The sequence below is a fragment of the Lentzea guizhouensis genome, assembly GCF_001701025.1.
In the GTDB taxonomy this organism is placed as follows: Bacteria; Actinomycetota; Actinomycetes; order Mycobacteriales; family Pseudonocardiaceae; genus Lentzea; species Lentzea guizhouensis.
In genome coordinates, this window is sequence record NZ_CP016793.1 from 4,983,151 (window position 1) to 5,007,257 (window position 24,107).

Consider the following 24,107-nt stretch of genomic DNA (forward strand, 5'->3'; position numbering starts at 1 on the left):
CTCGCCGTTACGGCCGCACGGTCGTCCTGCGGTACCAGGCGCGACGGTGGTCGACCGGCAGCGCCAGCCGGGTGATCAGGCTCGTCAGCAGCGTGCCGATGAGCAGCCACAGCACCGCGGCCAGGCCCTCGTTGAACAGCACCGCCACCTTGGGGCTGTCCGGCGTGAACAGGCCCTCCAGGCCCAGGGTGATCCCGTCCGCCCAGCCCGCGACGAACTGGAAGAACCCGTTGGTGGCGTTGGCGTCGGCGATCACCAGGAAGATGTGCACCAGCAGCACGATGGCGAACGCCCAGCACACGATGTCGATGACCGCGCAGACGCTGTGCACGGTGCGCACCTTGCGGTACGTGTCGTCGCGTCGCTCGACCACTTCCTCGACGACCGGCTCGTTCACGCGCGGCATCCGCTCGGTGGGCCGCCGTAACTCCGCATCACGTGGGTCCGTCATGGCGCTGGCGTACCCGTCCGCGCACCGGGTCGAAACACGGTGGACCAGGTACGCGACAATGACGCACGTGAGCGAGCACATCCTTGACGAACTGTCCTGGCGCGGCCTGATCGCGACGTCCACCGACCTCGACGCACTCCGGAAGGACCTGGACGCCGGCCCGCTCACCCTCTATTGCGGTTTCGACCCGACGGCGCCGTCGCTGCACGCGGGCAACCTCGTGCCGCTGCTGATGCTGTCGCGGTTCCAGCGCGCCGGCAACCGGCCCATCGTCCTGGCGGGCGGTGCCACCGGCATGATCGGCGACCCGCGCGACACCGGTGAGCGCACGCTGAACTCGCTGGACACCGTCGCCGAGTGGGCCGACCGGATCCGCGGCCAGCTGGAGCGGTTCGTCGAGTTCGGCTCCTCCGCCACGGGCGCGGTCGTGGAGAACAACCTCAACTGGACCGGCCAGGTCACCGCGCTGGAGTTCCTGCGCGACGTCGGCAAGCACTTCTCGATCAACGTCATGCTGTCGCGGGAGACCGTGAAGCGCCGGCTCGAGTCGGACGGCATGTCGTACACCGAGTTCAGCTACCTGCTGCTGCAGTCGAACGACTACCTCGAGCTCAACCGGAAGTACGGCACGTCGCTGCAGATCGGCGGCTCCGACCAGTGGGGCAACATCGTCGGCGGCGTGGACCTGATCCGCCGGGTCGAGGGCAAGCACGTGCACGCGCTGACCGCACCGCTGGTCACCGACGCCGAAGGCCGCAAGTTCGGCAAGTCCACCGGTGGCGGCAACGTGTGGCTCGACCCGGAGATGACCTCGCCGTACGCCTGGTACCAGTACTTCGTGAACGTCGGTGACGCCGACGTGCTCCGCTACCTGCGGCTGTTCACGTTCCTCACCCGCGAGGAGCTGGACGCGCTGGAGAAGGAGACGGCGGAGAAGCCGCACCTGCGGTCCGCGCAGAAGCGGCTCGCGCAGGAGTTCACCGACCTGGTGCACGGGGAGCGCGCGACGCAGCAGGTGATCCTGGCGTCGTCGGCGTTGTTCGGCCGCGGTGAGCTGCGTGAGCTCGACGCCCCGGTGCTGGAGGCGGCGCTGGCGGAGGCCCCGGCCGGTGAGGTCCGGCTGGCGGACGAGCCCACGATCGTCGACCTGCTGATCGCCGGCGGACTGGCGGACAGCCGGGGTGCCGCGCGGCGGACGGTGAACGAGGGCGGTGCCTACGTGAACAACGCGAAGGTGACCGACGAGGAGTGGAAGCCGTCGTCGTCGGACCTGCTGCACGGCAAGTGGCTGGTCCTCCGCCGGGGGAAGCGCAACAACGCCGGTGTGCGTGTGGAGCTCTGACCTGCAGGGTTCGTTCGTTGAAGGCCGCCGGTCCCGCCTGGGACCGGCGGCCTTCGACGTTTCTGTCTGTGATCGCGGTCACAGTGTGCGTCGATCCGCGCTGCGATAGCTTGGTCGTGGGTCCTGTACGGGGCTGTTGACCTGCGGTTTCTTGACCGTGGGTGACGAGGTTGCCCCCGATTTGACCCCGCGTTGGCGTGCGTGTAACTTTCTCCATGTCAGCGAGGAACGGGCCGGGAACACCGGGCCGGACGCGACGAGGGTCACGAACCAAGCTTCCACGGACTGTGGTAGAGTGGGTGACCGCGAAACGATGAAGACCCAGCCGGTAGCTCGTCTGAGCTCAGAGGCCAAGGGCGTCGGAAGTTTCAAAACACAAGCTTATGTACGACACAGCCTCGGATCGAGTCGCCGTGCGGCGGACCGTGATGATGAGCGCGTGTTCTTTGAGAACTCAACAGCGTGCCGATAACACAACCAGTAATATATGAATTACCTCCTCGTCGAGGTAGTTCCTTTGAGTAGAACAGATTGATGCCAGACATATTCCGTCTGGAGCGATCAAACACAATCCTTATTGGAGAGTTTGATCCTGGCTCAGGACGAACGCTGGCGGCGTGCTTAACACATGCAAGTCGAGCGGTAAGGCCCTTCGGGGTACACGAGCGGCGAACGGGTGAGTAACACGTGGGTAACCTGCCCTGTACTCTGGGATAAGCCTTGGAAACGAGGTCTAATACCGGATACGACTCTTGAAGGCATCTTCGGGAGTGGAAAGTTCCGGCGGTATGGGATGGACCCGCGGCCTATCAGCTTGTTGGTGGGGTAATGGCCTACCAAGGCGACGACGGGTAGCCGGCCTGAGAGGGTGACCGGCCACACTGGGACTGAGACACGGCCCAGACTCCTACGGGAGGCAGCAGTGGGGAATATTGCACAATGGGCGAAAGCCTGATGCAGCGACGCCGCGTGAGGGATGACGGCCTTCGGGTTGTAAACCTCTTTCAGCAGGGACGAAGCGCAAGTGACGGTACCTGCAGAAGAAGCACCGGCTAACTACGTGCCAGCAGCCGCGGTAATACGTAGGGTGCGAGCGTTGTCCGGAATTATTGGGCGTAAAGAGCTCGTAGGCGGTTTGTCGCGTCGGCCGTGAAAACTTGGGGCTTAACCCCGAGCCTGCGGTCGATACGGGCAGACTTGAGTTCGGCAGGGGAGACTGGAATTCCTGGTGTAGCGGTGAAATGCGCAGATATCAGGAGGAACACCGGTGGCGAAGGCGGGTCTCTGGGCCGATACTGACGCTGAGGAGCGAAAGCGTGGGGAGCGAACAGGATTAGATACCCTGGTAGTCCACGCCGTAAACGGTGGGTGCTAGGTGTGGGGGACTTCCACGTCCTCCGTGCCGCAGCTAACGCATTAAGCACCCCGCCTGGGGAGTACGGCCGCAAGGCTAAAACTCAAAGGAATTGACGGGGGCCCGCACAAGCGGCGGAGCATGTGGATTAATTCGATGCAACGCGAAGAACCTTACCTGGGCTTGACATGGACTAGAAATCCTCAGAGATGAGGGCTCCCTTGTGGCTGGTTCACAGGTGGTGCATGGCTGTCGTCAGCTCGTGTCGTGAGATGTTGGGTTAAGTCCCGCAACGAGCGCAACCCTCGTTCCATGTTGCCAGCACGTAATGGTGGGGACTCATGGGAGACTGCCGGGGTCAACTCGGAGGAAGGTGGGGATGACGTCAAGTCATCATGCCCCTTATGTCCAGGGCTTCACACATGCTACAATGGCCGGTACAAAGGGCTGCTAAGCCGTGAGGTGGAGCGAATCCCATAAAGCCGGTCTCAGTTCGGATCGGGGTCTGCAACTCGACCCCGTGAAGTCGGAGTCGCTAGTAATCGCAGATCAGCAACGCTGCGGTGAATACGTTCCCGGGCCTTGTACACACCGCCCGTCACGTCACGAAAGTCGGTAACACCCGAAGCCCGTGGCCCAACCAGCAATGGGGGGAGCGGTCGAAGGTGGGACTGGCGATTGGGACGAAGTCGTAACAAGGTAGCCGTACCGGAAGGTGCGGCTGGATCACCTCCTTTCTAAGGAGCATCTACTACCGATCTCGGGCAAACGTTCCGAGCGGTAGTCAGAACCTGCACTCGCTCAGCGAGGTAGGGCTCATTAGTGGATGCTGGCTGGCTCGACACACAGTTGTCGCTGGAGTGAGTACTGCGGTTCGCCGCGTGGAAAGGTCCAGTGAGGGCTGAGTGAACAGATCGGTACGCTGTTGGGTCCTGAGAGAACACGCTTTGTGTGTCTTTCGGTGATCGGGCTCTTGCCGCGGATGAACCGCCGGCCGTCGAGGTTGGTAGGCATCACGCAGTGGCGCAGGGGTTTCTGATTGTTCTTTGAGAACTGCACAGTGGATGCGAGCATCTTTGTAGCAAGTTAGTAAGGGCATACGGTGGATGTCTTGGCACCAGGAGCCGATGAAGGACGTAGGAGACTGCGAAAAGTCTAGGGGAGCTGTCAACCGAGCTGAGATCCTAGAATTTCCGAATGGGGAAACCCGGCCCCAGTCATGTGGGGTCACCCATACCTGAACACATAGGGTATGTGGAGGGAACGCGGGGAAGTGAAACATCTCAGTACCCGCAGGAAGAGAAAACAACCGTGATTCCGTGAGTAGTGGCGAGCGAAAGCGGATGAGGCTAAACCGCGTCTGTGTGATACCCGGCAGGGGTTGCATTCGCGGGGTCGTGGGACCTCTTGGTCAGTTCTGCCGAACTGGCAAACAGTCAGAAAACGCATCGTTAGAGGAACGTGTCTGGAAAGCACGGGCGTAGAGAGTGAAACCCTCGTACTCGAAAACGTAGCGTCTGTTTAGAGTGTTCCCAAGTAGCAGCGTACTCGTGAAATTCGCTGTGAATCTGGCGGGACCACCCGCTAAGCCTAAATACTCCCTGGTGACCGATAGCGGACTAGTACCGTGAGGGAAAGATGAAAAGTACCCCGGGAGGGGAGTGAAATAGTACCTGAAACCGTGTGCCTACAATCCGTCGGAGCCTTTAGGGGTGACGGCGTGCCTTTTGAAGAATGAGCCTGCGAGTTAGTGCTACGTGGCGAGGTTAACCCGTGTGGGGTAGCCGTAGCGAAAGCGAGTCTGAATAGGGCGTCATAGTCGCGTGGTCTAGACCCGAAGCGGTGTGATCTAGCCATGGCCAGGGTGAAGCGCGGGTAAGACCGCGTGGAGGCCCGAACCCACCAGGGTTGAAAACCTGGGGGATGAGCTGTGGTTAGGGGTGAAAGGCCAATCAAACACCGTGATAGCTGGTTCTCCCCGAAATGCATTTAGGTGCAGCGTCGTATGTTTCACCGCGGGGGTAGAGCACTGGATGGTCTAGGGGGCCCACAAGCTTACCGAAATCAACCAAACTCCGAATACCGTGGTGTGAGAGTGCGGCAGTGAGACTGCGGGGGATAAGCTTCGTAGTCGAGAGGGAAACAGCCCAGAACGCCAGCTAAGGCCCCTAAGTGTGTGCTAAGTGGGAAAGGATGTGGGGTCGCACAGACAGCCAGGAGGTTGGCTTAGAAGCAGCCACCCTTTAAAGAGTGCGTAATAGCTCACTGGTCAAGTGGTCCTGCGCCGACAATGTAGCGGGGCTTAAGCACACCGCCGAAGCTGTGTCATTTCAGCCTTGTGCTGGGATGGGTAGGGGAGCGTCGTGTAGCGGTTGAAGCGGCGGAGGAATCCAGCCGTGGACGCTATGCGAGTGAGAATGCAGGCATGAGTAGCGAAAGACGAGTGAGAAACTCGTCCGCCGGATGACCAAGGGTTCCTGGGCCAGGCTAATCCGCCCAGGGTAAGTCGGGACCTAAGGCGAGGCCGACAGGCGTAGTCGATGGACAACGGGTTGATATTCCCGTACCCGTGTGAACGCGCCCATGATGAACCTTGTGATACTAACCGCCCGAAGCCCTCCGACGATCCTTCGGGATCTAGGGGTAAGTGGAGCGCGGGACCTGAACTTGTAGTAGTCAAGCGATGGGGTGACGCAGGAGGGTAGCTCCGCCAGTGAGTGGTAGTACTGGTGCAAGCGTGTAGGCCGAACTGTAGGCAAATCCGCAGTTCACTCAGGCTGAGACGTGATGCGTAGCCGATTGAGGCGAAGTAGAGTGATCCCATGCTGCCGAGAAAAGCCTCTAGCGAGCTTTCACGCGGCCCGTACCCCAAACCGACACAGGTGGTCAGGTAGAGAATACCGAGGCGATCGGGCGAACTGTGGTTAAGGAACTCGGCAAAATGCCCCCGTAACTTCGGGAGAAGGGGGGCCGTAGCGCTTGAAGCCTCTTGCAGGCTAGGGCGAGACGGCCGCAGAGACCAGCGAGAAGCGACTGTTTACTAAAAACACAGGTCCATGCGAAGTCGCAAGACGATGTATATGGACTGACGCCTGCCCGGTGCTGGAACGTTAAGGGGACCGGTTAGTCCGCAAGGGCGAAGCTGAGAACTTAAGCGCCAGTAAACGGCGGTGGTAACTATAACCATCCTAAGGTAGCGAAATTCCTTGTCGGGTAAGTTCCGACCTGCACGAATGGCGTAACGACTTCTCGACTGTCTCAACCGCAGGCCCGGCGAAATTGCATTACGAGTAAAGATGCTCGTTACGCGCGGCAGGACGGAAAGACCCCGGGACCTTTACTATAGCTTGGTATTGGTGTTCGATTCGGCTTGTGTAGGATAGGTGGGAGACTGTGAAGCGGCCACGCCAGTGGTTGTGGAGTCATCGTTGAAATACCACTCTGGTCGTATTGGATGTCTAACCTCGGTCCGTGATCCGGATCAGGGACAGTGCCTGGTGGGTAGTTTAACTGGGGCGGTTGCCTCCCAAAGAGTAACGGAGGCGCTCAAAGGTTCCCTCAGCCTGGTTGGCAATCAGGTGTCGAGTGCAAGTGCACAAGGGAGCTTGACTGTGAGACTGACGGGTCGAGCAGGGACGAAAGTCGGAACTAGTGATCCGGCCATGGCTTGTGGAAGCGTGGTCGCTCAACGGATAAAAGGTACCCCGGGGATAACAGGCTGATCTTGCCCAAGAGTCCATATCGACGGCATGGTTTGGCACCTCGATGTCGGCTCGTCGCATCCTGGGGCTGGAGTAGGTCCCAAGGGTTGGGCTGTTCGCCCATTAAAGCGGTACGCGAGCTGGGTTTAGAACGTCGTGAGACAGTTCGGTCCCTATCCGCCGCGCGCGTAGGATACTTGAGGAAGGCTGTCCCTAGTACGAGAGGACCGGGACGGACGGACCGCTGGTGTGCCAGTTGTTCTGCCAAGAGCATTGCTGGTTGGCTACGTTCGGAAGGGATAACCGCTGAAGGCATCTAAGCGGGAAGCTCGTTCCAAGATGAGGTATCCCACCCTTCGTGGGTTAAGGCCCCCAGCTAGACCACTGGGTTGATAGGCCAGAGGTGGAAGACCGGTAACGGTTGGAGCTGACTGGTACTAATAGGCCGAGGACTTGTTACAAAGACGCTACGCATCCACTGTGCGGTTCTGGAAGAACAACCAGAACCGATCGCAATCCCTTGCGGGGTTGTTGGTTGTAATTTCATAGTGTTTCGGTGGTTATAGCGTTGGGGAAACACCCGGTCCCATTCCGAACCCGGTAGTTAAGCCCTTCTGCGCCGATGGTACTGCACTGGTTACGGTGTGGGAGAGTAGGTCGCCGCCGAACTTACTTCCCTGAAAGGGGCTTGTGATGCGGGGCACAACAACAGTGCTCGCTCACAAGCCCCTTTCAGCGTGTCTATAAGTAGGAGGATTTGGTGTCAAGGTTCGGGGATCGTCCCGGCGACCGTCAGCGTGGCCAGGGAGACCGACCGCGCCGTTCCGCCGATGGTGGCCGCTCAGCAGGAGCAGGCGACCGCAAGTTCAGCAGCAACAACCGCGACGACCGCGGTGGCTACCAGCGTGGTGAGGGCTCCGGCGACCGCAATCAGAGCGGCGACCGTCGAGACAACCGCGCCGGCGGCTCTTCCGACCGCGGCGGCTACCGCTCCAACGACCGCTCTTCCGACCGCAGCAGCTACCGCAAGGACGGCGACCGTCCCGGCTACCGCGGCGAGAGCTCCAGCGACCGCGGTGGTTCGCGCTCGGGTGACCGTCCCGGTTACCGCGGCAGCGACTCCAGCGACCGTGGCGGCTACCGCCGTGACGACCGCTCTTCGAGCGACCGCGGCTCCCGCACGGGTGACCGGCCTGGCCACCGCAGCAGCGACTCCGGTGACCGCGGTGGCTACCGGGGCAACCGTTCCGACGACCGTCCCGGCTTCCGCAAGGACGGCGAGCGCAGCGGCTACCGCGGCAACGACTCCGGCGACCGCGGCGGCTACCGCTCCGACCGCTCGTCGAGCGACCGTCCGGGCTTCCGCAAGGAAGGTTCCAGCGACCGCGGTGGCTTCCGGTCCGGCGACCGTCCCAGCTACCGCAGCAACGACTCCGGTGACCGTGGCGGCTCCCGTGGCAGCGACTCGAACGACCGCGGTGGGTACCGCGGCAACCGGTCCGACGACCGGGGTGGTGACCGCGGCGGCTTCCGTCGCGACGACCGCTCCGGCAGCGACCGGGGTGGCTACCGGGGTTCGAGCGACCGCAGCGGTGACCGTCCCGGCTACCGGGGCAACGCCTCCAGCGACCGTGGCAGCTCTCGCGGCAGCGACTCCGGTGACCGCGGCGGCTACCGGGGTAACCGTTCCGACGACCGTCCCGGCTTCCGCAAGGACGGCGAGCGCAGCGGCTACCGCAGCAGCGACTCGGGCGACCGCGGTGGGTACCGGGGTAACCGGTCCGACGACCGCGGCGGTGACCGCGGCGGCTTCCGCCGTGACGACCGTTCCGGCAGCGACCGCGGTGGCTACCGGGGCTCGAGCGACCGTGGCGACCGTTCCGGCGGCGAGCGCGGCGGTTTCCGCAGCGAGCGCAGCAACGACCGCGGCGACCGTCCCAGCTACCGCAGCAGCGACTCCGGTGACCGTGGCGGCTCCCGCGGCAGCGACTCGAACGACCGCGGTGGGTACCGCGGCAACCGTTCCGACGACCGCGGCGGCTACCGGGGCAACCGTTCCGACGACCGTCCCGGCTTCCGCAAGGACGGCGAGCGCAGCGGCTACCGCGGCAACGACTCCGGCGACCGCGGTGGGTACCGCGGCAGCCGTTCGGACGACCGTGGGGACCGCGGCGGTCAGCGCCGGGACGACGACCGTGGCGGCTACCGCGCGGACCAGCGTTCCGAGGGTGCCGGCGACCAGCGTGACGACCGTCGTGACGAGCGCAGCCGTGAGCGTGCGGCGCGCTTCCAGGAGCGCATCGCCGAGCAGCCGACCGGGCAGGAAGGCGCCACCGCCTCGGACGTGACGTCCGAGGGCGACGCCGCTTCCGCGCGTGCCGGCTACCGCCTCGGTGACGGTGCGGCCGCCTCCCGTGCCGCCGCGGCACGTGGGCAGGCCGACGACGCCACCGACAGCACCGACGACGCCACCGCCGAGGACGAGCGCGCCACCGGCGCCGACTCCATCGTGGCCGACGACGACCGCGCCGAATCCGACGACCGCGAAGCCGTCACCGGCGCCACCGAGGACGGCGGCAAGTCCCGCGCCAACGCCGGCGTGGCGGACAGCGAGTCCCGCATCAGCACCGGCAGGGACGAGAGCGAGTCCCGCGACGGTGGCGACAGCGACGACGAGTCCCGCGACGAGGGCGGCGTGCGCGACGAGCGCGGCTCCCGTGACGGCGACGACCGCGACCAGCATGACAACCGCAGCTCCCGTGACGATCGCGATGATCGTGACGAGCGCAGTGGCCGTGACGAGCGCAGTGGCCGTGACGACCGCAGTGGCCGTGACGACCGCGCGGACCGTGACAGGCGCGACGACCGTGCGCCGCGTGACGACCGTGCGCCGCGTGACGACCGTGCGCCGCGTGACGACCGTGATGAGCGTGGCGGCAGTGACGGTCAGGACGACCGTGGCGCGCGCGACGACCGTGACGAGGTTCCCAGCGGTCCCCGTGGCGGGCGTCCCGAGCTGCCGGAGGAGGCCGACCTCTCCTTGCTCGACCCGGAGATCAAGGCCGAGCTCCGCAGCCTGCCCAAGGGCCTCGCGGAGATCGTCGGCAGGCACCTGGCCGCGGCCGGGCTGCTGATCGACGAGGAGCCCGAGCTCGCCCTGGAGCACGCCCGGTACGCGCGCAGCAAGGCGGCGCGGGTCGGTGTGGTGCGGGAGGCCGCTGGGCTGACCGCGTACTTCGCGGACAAGTGGGCCGAGGCGCTGAGCGAGCTGCGTGCGGCTCGCCGGATGATGGCCGGGCCCGGCCACCTGGCGATCATGGCCGACTGCGAGCGGGCGCTGGGGCGTCCCGAGCGGGCGATCGACCTGGCCAAGGACCCGTCGGCCAAGGAGCTGAGCCAGGAGGACGAGATCGAGCTGCGGATCGTCGCGGCCGGTGCTCGCCGGGACATGGGTCAGTTCGACGCGGCCGTGGTGGCGCTGCAGGGTCCTGATCTCGATCCGGGACAGCGGACTCCGTACTCGGCGCGGCTCTTCTACGCTTACGCCGACAACCTGGCCGCGGCCGGTCGCACCGAGGAAGCGGTCAAGTGGTTCCTCAACGCCGCCGAGGCCGACGACGAGGGTGAGACGGACGCCGCCGAGCGCGCGTTCGAGCTCACCCACGACGACACCCCCGAGAACGCCTCCCCGGAGGAGATCGGACAGCAGTGAGCGAGACGTTGGTCGACCGGTACGACGCGTTGCTGATCGATCTCGACGGCACCGTCTACCGCGGGTCCGAAGCGGTGCCCGGCGCAGCCGAGGCGATCGCGCAGGCGAGGGCCAAGGGCCTCGGGATCCGGTACGTGACCAACAACGCCTCCCGCTCACCGCAGGCGGTCGCCGACCACCTCGTCGAGCTCGGGTTCGACACGAGCATCGACGAGGTGAGCACCTCCGCGCAGGCGGGTGCGGCCATGCTGGCCGAGCGCCTGCCCAAGCGGACGAACGTCCTGGTGCTCGGCACCAAGGCGTTGCAGGCGGAGGTGCTCAAGCGCGGCCTCACCCCCGTCGACACCGCGGACGAGGCGAAGGCCGTGCTGCAGGGCCTGAGCATGGACCTCGGCTGGCGTGAGCTGGCCGAGGCCGCCGTGGCGATCCGCCGGGGCGCGCTCTGGGTGGCGTGCAACGTCGACGCGACGCTGCCCACCGAGCGCGGCCTGCTGCCCGGCAACGGCAGCCTCGTCGCGGCCCTGCGCACCGCCACCGACGCCGAGCCGCTCGTCGCCGGCAAGCCCGCCACGCCGTTGCTGCAGCAGGCGGCGAAGGAGCTCGGTGCGCACCGGCCGCTGGTGGTCGGCGACCGGCTCGACACGGACATCCTGGGCGCGGTCAACGCCGGGATGGACTCGCTGCTCGTGTGCACGGGTGTGTCGACGGATGAGGAGGCGCAAGCGCTTCCGGAAGACCAGCGCCCCACGTATGTCGGCGAGGACCTGTCGGTCCTGCATCGGCTACCGTGATGGGCGTGACCTACCCCCTGCCCGGACCGCCGCCCAACCCGGCCGACGCCATCGACGGCGCGCTGGAGAGGCTCGACGGGCTCGAGGACGTGCCGCTGGCCGAGCACGTGGCGAGGTTCGACGCCGTGCACGCCACGCTCACCGACGCCCTGTCGAGCATCGACAAGGTGTGATGCACAGTGCCACGCAGGGTGCGGCTCGACGCCGAGCTCGTGCGCAGGGGGCTCGCCAGGTCCCGTGAGCACGCCAGCCAGCTCGTCGCGGACGGGCGCGTGACGGTGCGCGGCACCGTCGCCACCAAACCGGCGACCGCGGTGGAGACCTCCGACGCGGTGGTCGTGAAAGACCTCGACAACGACCCGAACTACGCCTCCCGGGGCGCGCACAAGCTCGTCGGCGCGCTGGAGGCGTTCCAGGTCGACCCCACCGGCAAGCGTTGTCTCGACGCGGGCGCATCCACTGGCGGTTTCACCGACGTGCTGCTGCGCCGGGGCGCGCGGCAGGTCGTCGCGGCCGACGTCGGCCGCGGTCTGCTCGACTGGAAGCTGCAGACCGACGACCGGGTCGTGGTGAAGGACAAGACCAACGTCCGCACCCTCACGCCGGAGGACATCGGCGGCGAAGTTGAACTCGTGGTGGCCGATCTTTCGTTTATCTCGTTGAGGCTCGTGCTCCCCGCACTGGCCGCGTGCCTCGACGAGGAAGGCGACCTGCTGCCGATGGTCAAGCCGCAGTTCGAGGTCGGCAAGGAACGCCTCGGATCAGGAGGCGTCGTGCGCGACCCCGGGCTGCGCGCCGAAGCCGTGCTCGACGTGAGCAAGGCGGCGGCGGAGACCGGTCTGGCCGTGCACGGGGTCGTCGCGAGCCCGTTGCCGGGTCCGTCCGGCAACGTCGAGTACTTCCTCTGGCTGCGCAAGGGCGACCCGGTCGACCCTGCGGAGATGGTGCGCACCGCCGTCGAAGAAGGGCCCTGATGAGGGAAGTCCTGCTGGTCGTCCACACCGGTCACCAGAGCAACATCGATCTCGCCCGACAGGTCGCCGGCCGGCTCGCCGTCGGTGGCGTCACGACGCGGGTGCTCGACGACGAGGCCCGCGACCTCGGGCCGTCGTGCTGCACGAAGGTCGTGCCCGCCGACGACCACGCCGCCGAGGGCACCGAGCTCGTGCTGGTGCTGGGCGGTGACGGCACGCTGCTGCGCGGCGCCGAGCTCGCCCGTCCCGCGCGGGTGCCCGTGCTGGGCGTGAACCTGGGCCGGGTCGGGTTCCTCGCGGAGGCCGACTCGGACGCGCTGCACGAGGCCGTGGGCCACGTGCTGGAGCGCGACTACTTCGTGGAAGAGCGCATGACGCTCGACCTGGTGGCGAAGGTCAACGACGAGGTCGTCGTGAAGACCTGGGCGCTCAACGAGATCAGCGTCGAGAAGCTGATCCGCGAACGCATCCTCGAGGTCGTCATCGAGGTCGACGGCCGGCCCGTGTCGGCGTTCGGCTGCGACGGCGTGCTGTGCGCGACGCCGACCGGGTCGACCGCCTACGCGTTCTCCGCGGGTGGGCCGGTCGTGTGGCCAGACGTGCAGGCGATCCTGGTGGTGCCGAGCAACGCGCACGCGCTGTTCGCCCGGCCGCTGGTCGTGTCGCCGAAGTCGCACGTGGCGTTCGAGATCGAGTCGACCGGGCACCCGGCGGCGCTGTCCGCGGACGGGCGGCGCACGTTCGAGCTGCCCGCGGGCGCGCGGATCGAGATCGTGGAGGGCGAGGTGCCGCTCAAGGTCGTGCGGCTGCGCCAGGCACCGTTCACCGACCGGCTGGTCGAGAAGTTCGACCTGCCGGTCAAGGGGTGGCGGGGACCATCGGCAGGCTGACCGCGCCGCTCGGTGCGTCGGCACTGGCTCGTTATGGTGCCACCAGAGACACGCCCCATCCGGAAATGTCGGACCCGACAAGTAAGGTTCGCCCTGTGCTGGCCGAGATGCGCATCAATGGCCTTGGCGTGATTGAAGAGGCCACCCTCGAGCTCGACCCCGGCTTCACCGTCGTGACTGGTGAGACCGGTGCGGGAAAGACCATGGTCGTGACCGGGTTGCACCTGCTCGGCGGAGGCCGGGCGGAGGCGTCCCGGGTTCGCACCGGAGCCGAGAAAGCCGTGGTGGAGGGCCGTTTCCAGGCCCCTGCGGGCAGTCCGGCCGCCAAGGTCGCCGAGGAGGTCGGCGGCGAGGCGGACGAGGACGGCTCGCTGATCGCCATCCGCACCGTGGGTGCCGATGGCCGCTCCCGCGCGCACGTCGGCGGCCGGTCCGTGCCCGTCGGCGTGCTCTCCGAACTGGCCGAGCAGCTGATCGCGGTGCACGGGCAGAACGACCAGCTGCGGCTCATGCGCCCGACCGAGCAGCGCGGCGTGCTGGACCGGTTCGCGGGCGACGACGTGGCCGAGCCGCTGCGCCAGTACCAGCGCATCCGCGAGGAGTGGCTGCGCGTCGCGACCGAGCTGCGCGAGCGCACCGAGCGTTCCCGCGAGCTCGCCCGCGAGGCCGACCTGCTGCGGCACGGCCTCACCGAGATCGACGCCGTCGACCCCAAGCCGGGCGAGGAGCAGGAGCTGCACGACGAGGCGCGCCGCCTGGCCGACGCCGACCAGCTCCGCGAGGCCGCGACCGGTGCCCAGTTCGCGGTGTCGGGTTCGCTGGAGGGCGACCCGGACAACCCCGGCGCGCTGGGCCTGATCTCCGAGGCCGCCCGCCGCCTGGCCGTGTCGGAAGACCCCAAGCTGCGCGAGATGGAACCCCGGCTCGTCGAGGCCGCCACGCTGCTGGCCGACGTCGGCGCCGAGATCTCCGGCTACCTCGACCACCTCGAAGCCGACCCCGGCCGCCTGGAGCAGGTGCTGCAGCGCCAGGCCGAGCTGAAGGCGCTGACCCGCAAGTACGCCGCCGACGTCGACGGCGTGATCGCCTGGGCCGCCGACGCCCGTTCGCGGCTGGACGGCCTCGACACCTCCGAGGACGCACTGGCCGGCCTCGCCAAGCGCCGTGACGAGCTGGCCGTCGAACTCGCCGCGCTGGCCACCCAGGTCACCGCCGCTCGCACCGAGGCCGCCCTGGAGCTCGGCAAGGCCGTCACCGAGGAGCTCGACGGCCTCGCCATGCCGCACGCCTCGGTCGAACTGGGTGTCCGCCCCCGCCACGCCGAGTCGGGCGACCCGCAGGCCCTGCCGGTGGGCCGCTCCATCCTGCACGCCGGCTCCTCGGGCGTCGACGAGGTGGAACTGCGCCTGATCTCGCACCCCGGCGCCCCCGCCCTCCCGGTCCACAAGGGCGCCTCCGGCGGCGAGCTCTCCCGCGTGATGCTGGCGCTCGAGGTGGTCCTGTCCCACTCCGACCCGGTCCCCACCCTCGTCTTCGACGAGGTCGACGCGGGCGTCGGCGGCCGCGCGGCCGTCGAGGTCGGCCGCCGCCTGGCCCGCCTGGCCCGCTCGCACCAGGTCATCGTGGTGACGCACCTCCCGCAGGTGGCCGCGTTCGCCGACCGCCACCTGGTGGTCGACAAGTCGGCCGACGGCCGCTTCACCCGGTCCGCGGTCCGCAAGCTCGACGAGACCCAGCGCGTGGTGGAGCTCGCACGCATGCTCGCCGGCATGGACTCGACCGACACGGGGCGGGCGCACGCGGAGGAGCTGCTGGCGGCGGCGAAGGCGGACAAGACGGCGGCGCCGGTGGTGAGGCGGAGGAAGAAGAAGGGCTGACGGCGGCCGCTCGCGGGTGGGCGGCGGGCTCGGGTGGCGCTGGGGAGCGGTGGCTCGACTGGCTGTGGTCAGCGGCTGTGGCTCGGCTGCGGTGGCTGGCGGTCATGGGTGGCTGCGGCTGCTGGCGGTCGTGGCAGCTCGGGCGACTGGGCTCGGGCGCTGGGCTGGGCGCCTGCGGTAATCGGCGTCTGCGGTAATCGGCGTCTGCGGGTCGGCTGCGGCTCTGATACTGCGGTTGGCTCCGCTACGGCGACTTGGGTGCGGCGGCTGGCGGTGACGGCCGGGTGGCCCGCTGCAGCGGCGGTTCTGATGCTGGGCCTGCCGCGCAAAACTTCCCGTCGGCTGTCGCAACCTGCCGCGCAGAGCTTCCTGTCGGCTGCCCCGACGCTTCCACGCCCTCCGGCACGGCTCGTCCGCCGGGCCCTTCCACCACCCCGCCACCTGCGCCGTCCGCCCGACTCCTCCGCGCCCAACCCCCGCCAGCCGGGCATGATGGTGGGAACGTGACCGATGCCCGGTCAGCGGACGCACACGGTGGTGCGGTGGAAGGTGGACCGGACTTGTGACCACGCGCCGGGTGTTCGGGGCGGTGCTGGTGTTCGTCGCGGCCGGGTTGGCGGTGGCGGCGACGTTTCTGGTCGCGTTCTCGGTGGAGACGCAGTTCGCGAACCGGAGGTTGCGGTTCGAGGCGACGACGTGGGGGGTGGAGCACGACGACTTCCGCGGGTCGTTGATGTTGGCGCCGATCGACTACGGGTGGCCGGCGATCGTGGCGGCGGGGGTGATGGCGGTGTCGGCGGTGGTGGCGTTCCGGCAGCCGGTGGCGCGGTTGGGGTCGTTGCTCGGGGCCGGGGTGCTGGTGGGGCTGGCCTGGTTGTCGCTCAACCAGGTGCAGCAGGCGGTTGAGCAGTTGGAGGAGCTCAACGTGCCGGTGCCGCTGGAGGTTGTGCGGGGCAACGGGGTGACGGTGTTGCTGGTCGCGGCGGGGGTGGGGGTGGTGGCGGCGTTGTTGCACCAGGAGCTTTCGTGGCAGCGGCCGGTGGAGCGGACCGGTGGTGTGGTGATCCACCAGATCGAGGGGAACGACGAGGAAACGCCGCCCTACGGGTTTCCGGTGGTGGTGGAGCCGAAGAATGGGTGAGCGGGTGAAGGTCGGACGCCGGCGGGTCGGCGCGGTGCTGCTCGTCGTCGCGGGGGTGCTGGCGGCGGTGGCGAGTTTTCAGCGGATGTACGAGCTGGCGTTCCAGGCGCCTGGGCGGCAGGAGGGGTACTCGTCGTCGTTGACGATCATCGACGTGGAGACCGGTGAGGTGCACGCTCCCCTGGACGACAACGGCTGGCTGCTGATCGCGGTCGCCGTCCTGCTCGTCGTGAGCGGACTGGTGTTGCTGCGCAACAGGACCGTCGCGAAGGCGTTGTCGATGGCGGCCGCCGGGGCCATCACCGGGATCCTGCTGTCGTACCTGCTGATGGTGCGCCGCATCGGACAGCCGGCCACCGGCCTGAGCAGCATCGACGTCGTCGTCGAGTACCGGGCCGGCATCTACCTCTGGGCCGCGGCCGCGGTGGCCGCGATCGCCGGGGCCGTGGTCGCGCAGCTGCAAGAGCGGGCGCCGGAGAAGGACGTGTTGATCCACGAGTTCACCGACGACGACACGCCGCCGTTCGGGATCGCGGTCCCGGTCGTGCTGGAGCCGAAGCGTGAGTAGGAAGGTCGCGGCGGGAGTCGTGCTGCTGGGCGGCCTGCTCGCGGTCGTCAGCAGCTTGCTGGACATGCGCGTCGCGGTGCACGACGACCGGGACTTCGACCGCAGGTACGTCACGACGCTGTTCGGGACGAAGTCGGAGGCTTCCGGGCTGCCGTACGTGGAAGGGTTGTACAACCAGGGTTTCGCCGTCCTGCTCACGGTCGCGGTCATGGTGGTCGCGGCGGTGCTCGCGGGACGGGGCGTGCGGGCCGCGCGGGTGGCGACGCTGGCCGCGGCCAGCGTGTTCGCCGGGGTCGTGGTGGCGTTCGTGGTCAGCGCGCTGCACGAGGAGGAGCTGATCAAGGCTTACGCGGCGCTGTCGTCGTTCCGGTACGAGGTCACCTACCTGCCGGGGACGTACCTGCTGGTCCTGGCCGCCGTGGTCGGGCTGGTCGGCGCGGTCCTGGTGCACCGGGCACCTGCGCGGCACCCTGCCGCGCAGCCGGAGGAAGCCGTTGTGGTGCACCAGTTCACGGACGACGACACGCCTCCGTTCGGGATCGCGATGCCGAACGTGGAGCGCCGCGGTGGTTGACCGCCGACTGGCCGCGGGACTCGTGGTGCTGGGTGCGGCGCTGACCGCCGTCGCGAGCCTCAACGACCTCTACACCAGCGGCCACGAAGGCCCGGCGCCGTTCGCCACGCAGACGGTCTCCCTGTGGGGAGCCAAATCGGACGCCGTCGGTGACCCGGACGTCACCACCGTGATGAACGCCGGAGTGCCCGTGTTGCTCGCCGCCGCCGTCATGGTCGTGGCCGCCGTGCTGACGCTGGTGCCCGCCCCGAGGACCATCGGGACCGCCCGCACCACCACGATGATCGCCGCGGGCGGGCTCGTCGGGCTCGTGCTGGCGTTCGTGGTCGGCGTGCTGCACGAGGAGGAGCTGATGAGCTCCGCCTACGACATGCCGGGCCACACGTACCGGATGTCGTACCTGCCGGGGTTGTACCTGTTGGCCGCGGGTGGGCTCGTCGGGCTGATCGGTGCCGTGCTGGTACAACGGCGGCAACCCACCGACGACGACCACACACCACCGTCCGGGACCGCGGTCCCGGCCGAGGCAGGAGAGCACCAGCGTGACTGATCGGGGGAAGCCGGCCGCAGTGCTCCTCGTGCTGGGCGGCGTGCTGGCGGCGGTGAGCACCCAGCTGTCCACGTACACGGTGCTGCACCGGGCGCAGGAGGTCTTCGCGTTCGGCGGCACGCTGTGGCGCACCTCGGCGGCGCCGACGACGGGGCGCGACCTGAACCCGTTGCTCAGCGTCGGCACGTGGGTCGTGATCACCGTCGTGGTGATGGTGGTGGCCGGTCTGCTCGCGCTGCGCCGCGACCGGGTGGCGCCGACCGCCCGCGTGGTGGTGCTGGTCGCGGCGGCCGCGTTCCTCGGGGTCGTCACGGCCTACGCGGTCGGGGTGCTGCGCGAGGAGGAGATGATCAACGCGTACGAGCAGGCCTCGTCGGTCCCGTACGTCTACCGCCTCGATCCCGGTCTCTACCTGCTCTTCGCGGCCGCCGTGGTGGGGCTCGCCGGCGCGGTGCTCGCCCAGCGGCCACGACCGGCGGTGGCAGAGCCGGACGAGGACGCCGTGGTGGTGCACCAGTTGGTCGACGACGACACGCCGCCGTTCGGGATCGCGATGCCGGTCGCAGAGGAGCCGCGACGTGACTGACCGCAGGATCGCCGCCGGGGTCGTGCTGCTCGGCGGAGTGCTCGCCGGCGCCGGCTCTCTGCTGGACCTGTTCGTCACGCGCTTCGGCGGTTCGCCGCCGGCCAGCCAGTTCGTGTCGCTGTGGAGCACGCGGACGGACCAGCCGGGGCGCCTGGAGGTCGACGGCGTGATGGACGCCGGGTGGCCCGTGGTGGCCGCCACCGCGGTGATGGTGGTGGCCGCGCTGCTGACGCTGACCAGGCTCGCCGGTGCCGCGCGCATCGCGACGGTCGTCGGCGCCGGTGCCCTGCTCGGCGTCGTGCTGGTGTTCATGCTCGACGTCTGGTTCCGGGAGAGGCTGCTGGAGGAGTTCACCAGCGACCAGGAGGTCACGCTCACGCTGACGTACCTGCCCGGCCTGTACCTGCTTCTCGCCGGAACGCTGGTCGGGCTGGCCGGCGCGGTCCTGGTGCAACGGCACCCGGTCGAGCCGGTGGTGAGCGACGACGTTCCCGCGGAGGGCGTCGAGACGCCCGTGGAGCCGAAAGGTGACTGACCGCGGGAGGGTCGCGGCACTGCTGGTGGTCGTGAGCGCGGTGCTGACCGGCGTCAGCAGCACGCTGGACATGTACACCGAGGTCCAGCCCACGACGAGCGAGAGCATCACCAACACCACCTCGTTGTGGGGTTTTCGCTCGACGATGCCGGGTTTTCTCCACACGGACACCGTGCTCGACGACGGCCTGCCGATCGTCGTCGTGGTGGCGCTCATGGTGGTGGCGGCGGTGTTCACGGTGCGCAACGGCAGGACCGCCTCCGTCGCACGGTCGGCGTTGCTCGTCCTCGCCGGGCTGTTCGCCGGTCTCGTGCTCGCCTTCGCGGTCGGTGCGCTGGCCCGAGCCGAGATTGCGCGGGCCTTTCCGGAGTCTCCGGCGTGGAAGTACGAAATGGAGTTCCTGCCCGGTTTCCACCTGCTGGTGGCCGCCGCGGTCATCGGGCTCGCGGGTGCGGTGCTGGCCCAACGCGCACAACCGGCGGCAGGCGAGCTGGAGGAGGAGACGGCGGTGGTCGTGCACCAGCTCGCGGACGACGACACACCGCCGTTCGGGATCAAGATCGGACGACAGGAGGCGCGGTGATCGGACGACCGACGGCGATCGCGTTGATCGCGGTGGGCGTGGTGCTGACGGCGGGTGCGATGGTGCTGCCGTGGTACTCGACCGCCTACGCCGGCAACGTCGAGGTGGTCGTCCGGGCCTGGGGCACGGAGGTCCTCAACAAGCCCGGCGACTGGCCCGCAGGCGAGCTCTCGCCCTGGTACGGGATCCCGATCGCGGCCACGGTCGCGTTGCTCCTCGCCGGGCTGAGGGTGCGGTGGGCGGCGCTCGCGGGTGCGGTGGCGCAGGCCGGGGCGACCGCGGTCGTGGCGGCGCTGGTCGTGTCGGAACGCGGGCACGCCGTCGACCAGCAGGGCGACTTCGCGCTCGGTTACGGACTGGTGTTCCTGGCGGTCGGCACGGTCATCGCGCTGGTCGGAGCTGTTGCGGCACAACGGGAGGCGGCGTGAGGAAGCTCATCAGGACCGGGCTAGTGGTGGTCGCGGCCGCGGCGGCGGTCGTGGCGACGTTCCTGCCGCTGTCCGAGCTCAGGATCCGCCTCGCCCCCGACCAGCCGCAGACGGAGTTCGTCACGACCGGCTGGCGCACGCACTTCGGCGACACGGTCGACCCGCACGGGCCGATGTTCGGCATTCCGGTCGCGGTCGCCGCGCTCGTGCTCCTCGCGGGGGTCTTCCTGAGGAAGCTCACCTTCGCCGGAGCCGCCGCGCTCGCCGGAACAACGGGAATGTTGTTCGTGTACTTGGTGAACGCCATCAGCTTCCACAAATCGGGCAACATCACCATCGACCCGGCGCTGGAAGCGGGCTTCGGCACCGGGATCTGGGTGCTGCTGGCCGCGGTCGTGATCGCGTTCGCCGCCGTCGTGGTTCACCCCGACGACTGACCAGCAGGAATCGCCCGGCGTGCCTCACCTGTCCCATGAGCAGCGTGAGCCACTATCGGCGCATGAAGCTTTCCGGGTTGCTCAACCGCACCAACCACGAACTTCCCGGTGTCACCGGTGTCGCGCGCGTGGACCGGCGCGTCAGCGACCTGGTGCGGCGGGTCAGCCCCGGTGACGTGGCCGTGTTCGACCTGGTCGACCTCGACCGGCGCACCGCGGAGGCCCTCGTCGCCGCCGAGGTGGTCGGGGTCGTGAACGCCTCGCCGTCCATTTCCGGCCGCTTTCCCAACCTCGGCCCGGAACTGCTGATCGAGGCGGGCATCCCGCTCATCGACAACGTCGGCGCCACCGCGTTGCGCGAGATCAGGGAGGGCGCGAAGATCCGCCTGCACGAAGGCGTCGTGTACGCGGGCGAACGCGAGCTCGCGCAGGGGATCGAGCAGAACGCGGAAAGCATCGCCGACGCCATGATCGAGGCGAAAGCCGGCATGTCGGCGCAGCTGGAGGCGTTCTCCGCCAACACCATCGAGTTCCTGCGCCGGGAACGCGCGCTCGTGCTCGACGGCGTCGGCGTGCCCGAGGTGTACGTGCCGATGCGCGACCGGCAGGTGCTCGTCGTCGCGGGCGGCCCGTCGCACGCCGAGGAGCTGCGCAAGCTCAAGAAGTACATCCGCGAGTACCGGCCGGTGCTGATCGGGGTCGACACCGGCGCGGACACGCTGCTCGACGCCGGTCTCAAGCCGGACATCGTCGTCGGCGACCCCGACGGCATCGGCACCGCGTCACTGCGCGCGGCCACCGAGGTGGTCGTGCCGGCGCAGACCGACGGCCACGCGCCCGGCCTGCAACGCATCCAGGACCTCGGCATCGGCGCGGTGACCTTCCCCGCGTCCGGCAACGCGGAAGACCTCGCGTTGCTGCTCGCCGAAGCACACGGCGCGTCCCTCGTCGTCACGGTCGGGCTGCGCGCGACGCTGCGCGAGTTCCTCGACCGGGGGCACTCCGGTTCCAACCCCTCCACGTTCCTCACCCGGCTGAAGCTCGGCAGCAAGCTCGTCGACGGGGAGGCCGTCGCGACCCTGCACCGGAGCCGGGTCTCGCTGGGCGTGATCGTCCTGCTGGTGGCCGCCGCGATCGCCGCCATGGCCGCGGCGCTGGCGGTGTCCGGTGTGGGTCACGTCTACGTCGACATCGTGGTCGACGGCTGGCAATCCGTCGTCAACTGGTTCAAGGGGATCTTCTCGTGATCACGCTGCGATACCACATAGTCTCGATCACCGCGGTGTTCCTCGCCCTCGCGGTGGGCGTCGTGCTCGGGTCCACCGCGATCAGCGGCAGGCTGCTGTCCGGGCTGAGCGACGAGAAGAACTCGTTGGCACAGCAGGTGAGCGACCTGCAGAACGACCGCAACGCGTTGGACGCCAAGCTGACCGAGGCGGACAAGTTCGCCGCGTCGGTCGGCCCGCTCGCGGTGAAGGACCGGCTGAAGGACCGCACGGTCGTGCTGGTGACCACCTCGGACGCCCGACCGGCCGACCGCGACGCCCTCTCCGGCCTGCTGAAGTCCGCCGGTGCCGGCGTCACCGGCGAGATCCAGCTGACCGACGCGTTCGCCGACCCGTCCCGCGGCGACCAGCTCCGCGAGCTCGTCGCCCGCCTGCAGCCCGCCGGCTCGCAGCTGCCGACCGCCGCCGACCCCGGCACCCGCGCCGGTGGCCTGTTCGGCGCGTTGCTGCTGCTCAACCCCACCACCAACCAGCCGCAGGCCACCGCGGAGGAGTCCGCGTCCGCGCTCGCCGGGCTCTCCAACGCCGGTTTCGTGAAGGCCACCTCCGGCCTGAAGCCCGCGCAGCTCGCGGTCGTGCTCACCGGCGGCGCCGCCATCGGTGACTCGGCCGCCGACCGGGCCTCGACGATCGCCCGGTTCGCCACCCAGCTCGACCGCTCCGGCGCGGGCGTGGTCCTGGCCGGCTCCACCGGGTCCGCGAACGGCACCGGCGCGATCGGCGTGGTGCGGGCGGACACGAACGCGACGTCCGTCCTGTCCAGCGTGGACAACTCCGACACCTCGGCCGGCCAGGTCGTCGTGGTGCTCGCACTGAACGAACAGCTCGAAGGCCGCTCCGGCCGGTACGGCGTGGCGGGCAACGCGGAAGCTTCGTCGCCGGGTACCGCCAGTTAGTACTCGGTCGTCCAGTCGCCGGGCAGCACCGTCATCAGCTCCTCCATCGCGGCGGGCGTGCGGGCGCGGGCCCACAGCCACTGCCGGTCGTCCTCGCGGATGAGCACGTCGTCGGTGCCGAACCACCGCGAGTTCGGGCTGTGCAGCGGCAACGGCCGGAACTGGCTCTCCAGCAGGGAGATGTCCGCCTCGGACATCTCCCTGTCGGCCGTCGCGGCCCCGTCGCGGAACAGGGCCTCGGACAGCACCAGCTCCACGCACGCCTGCGACAGCCGCGGCAGCCAGGGGTCCCAGGTCTCCTCGGACTTGTCGACCAGGTCGAGCTTGATCAGCACCGCCGGGTCCTCGTCCCGCGCGGTCGTGCCCCAGGCGGCCACCCAGTGGTTCTCGTCGCGGAACACCAGCACGTCGCCCTCCATCCGCAGCTCGGCGGGCAGCAGCAGCCGGTCCTGGTTGCTGGTCAGGTCGGGGCGCTTGCCGAACAACGCGTAGGCCTCGCGCAACGCCGCCGGGATCCGCACGCCCAGCCTCGCCTCCGCGGCGTCGAGGTCCGCGTTGCTCCAGCCGTCCTGCGCCTCGATCGGCTCGGCCCACCAGGCCGCGAACCCTTCGATGAACCGCCACGCGGCCGCGCGGTTCAACACCGCCCTGGCCGCCGCTCCCACCACGTCGAAGGTCACGGCCCCACGATTCCTGATCGCGCGCCGTGCCGCCCGTAGTTCGGGAAATCCCGTACTGCGGCGGACTACGGTTTTCCGCCATGACCGGAACAGGTGCCGCCTACGACGCCGTCGCGAGCCTCTACGCCGAGCTGTTCAGCGATGTGCTCACGACCCTCCCGCTGGAACGCGCGCTGCTGGCCGCGTTCGCCGAGCTCGTCCTCGCCCACGGCGCCGGACCGGTCGCCGACATCGGGTGCGGACCAGGACACGTCACGGCGCACATGCGCGCGCTCGGGCCGGAGACGTTCGGCATCGACGTGTCCGGCGAGATGATCGCGTTGGCCCGCCAAGCCCATCCGGGATTGCGGTTCGCCGAGGGATCGATGCTGGAGCTGGACCTCGCCGACGGGTCGCTCGGTGGCGTGCTGGCGTTGTTCTCCACGATCCACCTGCCGCCGCGGCAGCTGCCACTCGCGTTCGCGCAGTTCCACCGGGTGCTTTCGCCGGGCGGTCATCTGCTGCTGGGGTTCCTCGCCGGTGACGATCCGCTGCCGCGGGAGGTCGACCACAAGGTCGCGCCCGCCTACGAGTGGGCGCCCGGCGCGATCGCCGAGCTGGTGCGGCGGAACGGGTTCGCCGAGGTCGGGCGCCTGGAGCGGGAGCCGCACGACGGCGAGCGGTTCCGGTCGGGGCTGCTGCTGGCACGCAGGCGGGCGTGACACAGCTCCACGCGCTGCGCCGATCGGGTGATGTGATCTGCCGGGTCGTG

The 24,107-nt window shown here is 68.4% G+C and carries 21 protein-coding genes and 3 rRNA genes; 22 read left to right on the forward strand and 2 right to left on the reverse strand.

All coding sequences use genetic code 11. The features are described from left to right. Positions 1-7: 7 nt before the first annotated feature. Positions 8-451, reverse strand: a complete 444-nt coding sequence (locus BBK82_RS24645; RefSeq protein WP_083268124.1) for a hypothetical protein — start codon at positions 449-451, stop codon at positions 8-10. A gap of 67 nt (positions 452-518) precedes the next feature. Here BBK82_RS24645 and tyrS point away from each other — a divergent pair, with 67 nt between their 5' ends. The 21 genes from tyrS (at position 519) to BBK82_RS24745 (ending at position 22,676) form a co-directional block, all read left to right on the forward strand. Then, positions 519-1,793 carry a tyrosine--tRNA ligase gene (gene tyrS / locus BBK82_RS24650; RefSeq protein WP_065921324.1) on the forward strand — a complete coding sequence of 425 codons (1,275 nt, stop codon included), beginning with the start codon at positions 519-521 and terminating at the stop codon, positions 1,791-1,793. A gap of 574 nt (positions 1,794-2,367) precedes the next feature. Next, positions 2,368-3,884, forward strand: a 16S ribosomal RNA gene (locus BBK82_RS24655). Between the two features lie 342 nt (positions 3,885-4,226). Continuing rightward, positions 4,227-7,309 (forward strand): 23S ribosomal RNA (locus BBK82_RS24660). Positions 7,310-7,400: 91 nt separating this feature from the next. After that, positions 7,401-7,517, forward strand: a 5S ribosomal RNA gene (gene rrf / locus BBK82_RS24665). The 16S, 23S and 5S rRNA genes sit together here, the layout of an rRNA operon. A 91-nt stretch (positions 7,518-7,608) precedes the next feature. After that, entirely contained in the window at positions 7,609-10,560 is a 2,952-nt protein-coding gene (locus BBK82_RS54275; RefSeq protein ID WP_179953800.1) for a hypothetical protein, read from the forward strand. After that, a complete protein-coding gene (locus BBK82_RS24675; protein ID WP_083268125.1) occupies positions 10,557-11,351 on the forward strand; it encodes an HAD-IIA family hydrolase in 795 nt (264 codons plus the stop codon). The genes BBK82_RS54275 and BBK82_RS24675 overlap by 4 nt, the downstream gene beginning before the upstream one ends. 5 nt (positions 11,352-11,356) lie before the next feature. After that, the gene (locus tag BBK82_RS51710; protein WP_170067835.1) at positions 11,357-11,524 is read left to right on the forward strand and encodes a hypothetical protein; all 168 of its coding nucleotides are present in this window, start codon (positions 11,357-11,359) and stop codon (positions 11,522-11,524) included. A 6-nt stretch (positions 11,525-11,530) separates the two neighbouring features. Then, positions 11,531-12,325, forward strand: coding sequence for a TlyA family RNA methyltransferase (locus BBK82_RS24680; protein WP_065917127.1), 795 nt, complete (start codon positions 11,531-11,533; stop codon positions 12,323-12,325). Next, positions 12,325-13,215 (forward strand): NAD kinase, encoded by an 891-nt coding sequence (locus BBK82_RS24685; protein ID WP_065917128.1) that lies wholly within the window; start codon positions 12,325-12,327, stop codon positions 13,213-13,215. Before BBK82_RS24680 ends, BBK82_RS24685 begins: the two co-directional genes overlap by 1 nt. Before the next feature lie 95 nt (positions 13,216-13,310). Further along, entirely contained in the window at positions 13,311-15,092 is a 1,782-nt protein-coding gene (gene recN, locus BBK82_RS24690; protein ID WP_065917129.1) for a DNA repair protein RecN, read from the forward strand. Between the two features lie 562 nt (positions 15,093-15,654). Next, the gene (locus BBK82_RS51715; protein WP_065917130.1) at positions 15,655-16,233 is read left to right on the forward strand and encodes a hypothetical protein; all 579 of its coding nucleotides are present in this window, start codon (positions 15,655-15,657) and stop codon (positions 16,231-16,233) included. Beyond that, positions 16,226-16,801: a hypothetical protein gene (locus tag BBK82_RS24700; RefSeq protein WP_065917131.1), complete on the forward strand. Its 576-nt coding sequence runs from the start codon at positions 16,226-16,228 to the stop codon at positions 16,799-16,801. Before BBK82_RS51715 ends, BBK82_RS24700 begins: the two co-directional genes overlap by 8 nt. Further along, entirely contained in the window at positions 16,794-17,375 is a 582-nt protein-coding gene (locus tag BBK82_RS24705) for a hypothetical protein (protein ID WP_154697474.1), read from the forward strand. Before BBK82_RS24700 ends, BBK82_RS24705 begins: the two co-directional genes overlap by 8 nt. Further along, positions 17,368-17,925: a hypothetical protein gene (locus tag BBK82_RS24710; protein ID WP_154697475.1), complete on the forward strand. Its 558-nt coding sequence runs from the start codon at positions 17,368-17,370 to the stop codon at positions 17,923-17,925. The genes BBK82_RS24705 and BBK82_RS24710 overlap by 8 nt, the downstream gene beginning before the upstream one ends. After that, on the forward strand, positions 17,918-18,511 hold the full coding sequence (locus tag BBK82_RS24715; RefSeq protein ID WP_154697476.1) for a hypothetical protein: 594 nt from the start codon (positions 17,918-17,920) through the stop codon (positions 18,509-18,511). The genes BBK82_RS24710 and BBK82_RS24715 overlap by 8 nt, the downstream gene beginning before the upstream one ends. After that, positions 18,504-19,046 carry a hypothetical protein gene (locus BBK82_RS24720; RefSeq protein ID WP_065917135.1) on the forward strand — a complete coding sequence of 181 codons (543 nt, stop codon included), beginning with the start codon at positions 18,504-18,506 and terminating at the stop codon, positions 19,044-19,046. Before BBK82_RS24715 ends, BBK82_RS24720 begins: the two co-directional genes overlap by 8 nt. Beyond that, positions 19,039-19,629, forward strand: a complete 591-nt coding sequence (locus BBK82_RS24725; RefSeq protein WP_065917136.1) for a hypothetical protein — start codon at positions 19,039-19,041, stop codon at positions 19,627-19,629. Before BBK82_RS24720 ends, BBK82_RS24725 begins: the two co-directional genes overlap by 8 nt. Next, entirely contained in the window at positions 19,626-20,057 is a 432-nt protein-coding gene (locus tag BBK82_RS24730; protein ID WP_065917137.1) for a hypothetical protein, read from the forward strand. Before BBK82_RS24725 ends, BBK82_RS24730 begins: the two co-directional genes overlap by 4 nt. Continuing rightward, on the forward strand, positions 20,054-20,494 hold the full coding sequence (locus BBK82_RS24735; protein WP_154697477.1) for a hypothetical protein: 441 nt from the start codon (positions 20,054-20,056) through the stop codon (positions 20,492-20,494). Before BBK82_RS24730 ends, BBK82_RS24735 begins: the two co-directional genes overlap by 4 nt. A gap of 62 nt (positions 20,495-20,556) precedes the next feature. Further along, on the forward strand, positions 20,557-21,741 hold the full coding sequence (steA, locus tag BBK82_RS24740; RefSeq protein WP_065917139.1) for a putative cytokinetic ring protein SteA: 1,185 nt from the start codon (positions 20,557-20,559) through the stop codon (positions 21,739-21,741). Next, complete coding sequence (locus BBK82_RS24745) at positions 21,738-22,676, forward strand: copper transporter (RefSeq protein WP_065917140.1); 939 nt, start codon at positions 21,738-21,740, stop codon at positions 22,674-22,676. The genes steA and BBK82_RS24745 overlap by 4 nt, the downstream gene beginning before the upstream one ends. Here BBK82_RS24745 and BBK82_RS24750 read toward each other — a convergent pair. Beyond that, positions 22,673-23,356: a hypothetical protein gene (locus BBK82_RS24750; protein WP_065917141.1), complete on the reverse strand. Its 684-nt coding sequence runs from the start codon at positions 23,354-23,356 to the stop codon at positions 22,673-22,675. The two genes, BBK82_RS24745 and BBK82_RS24750, sit on opposite strands and share 4 nt — an antisense overlap. Before the next feature lie 80 nt (positions 23,357-23,436). Here BBK82_RS24750 and BBK82_RS24755 point away from each other — a divergent pair, with 80 nt between their 5' ends. Then, positions 23,437-24,057, forward strand: coding sequence for a class I SAM-dependent methyltransferase (locus BBK82_RS24755; protein WP_065917142.1), 621 nt, complete (start codon positions 23,437-23,439; stop codon positions 24,055-24,057). The last annotated feature ends 50 nt before the right edge of the window (positions 24,058-24,107 follow it).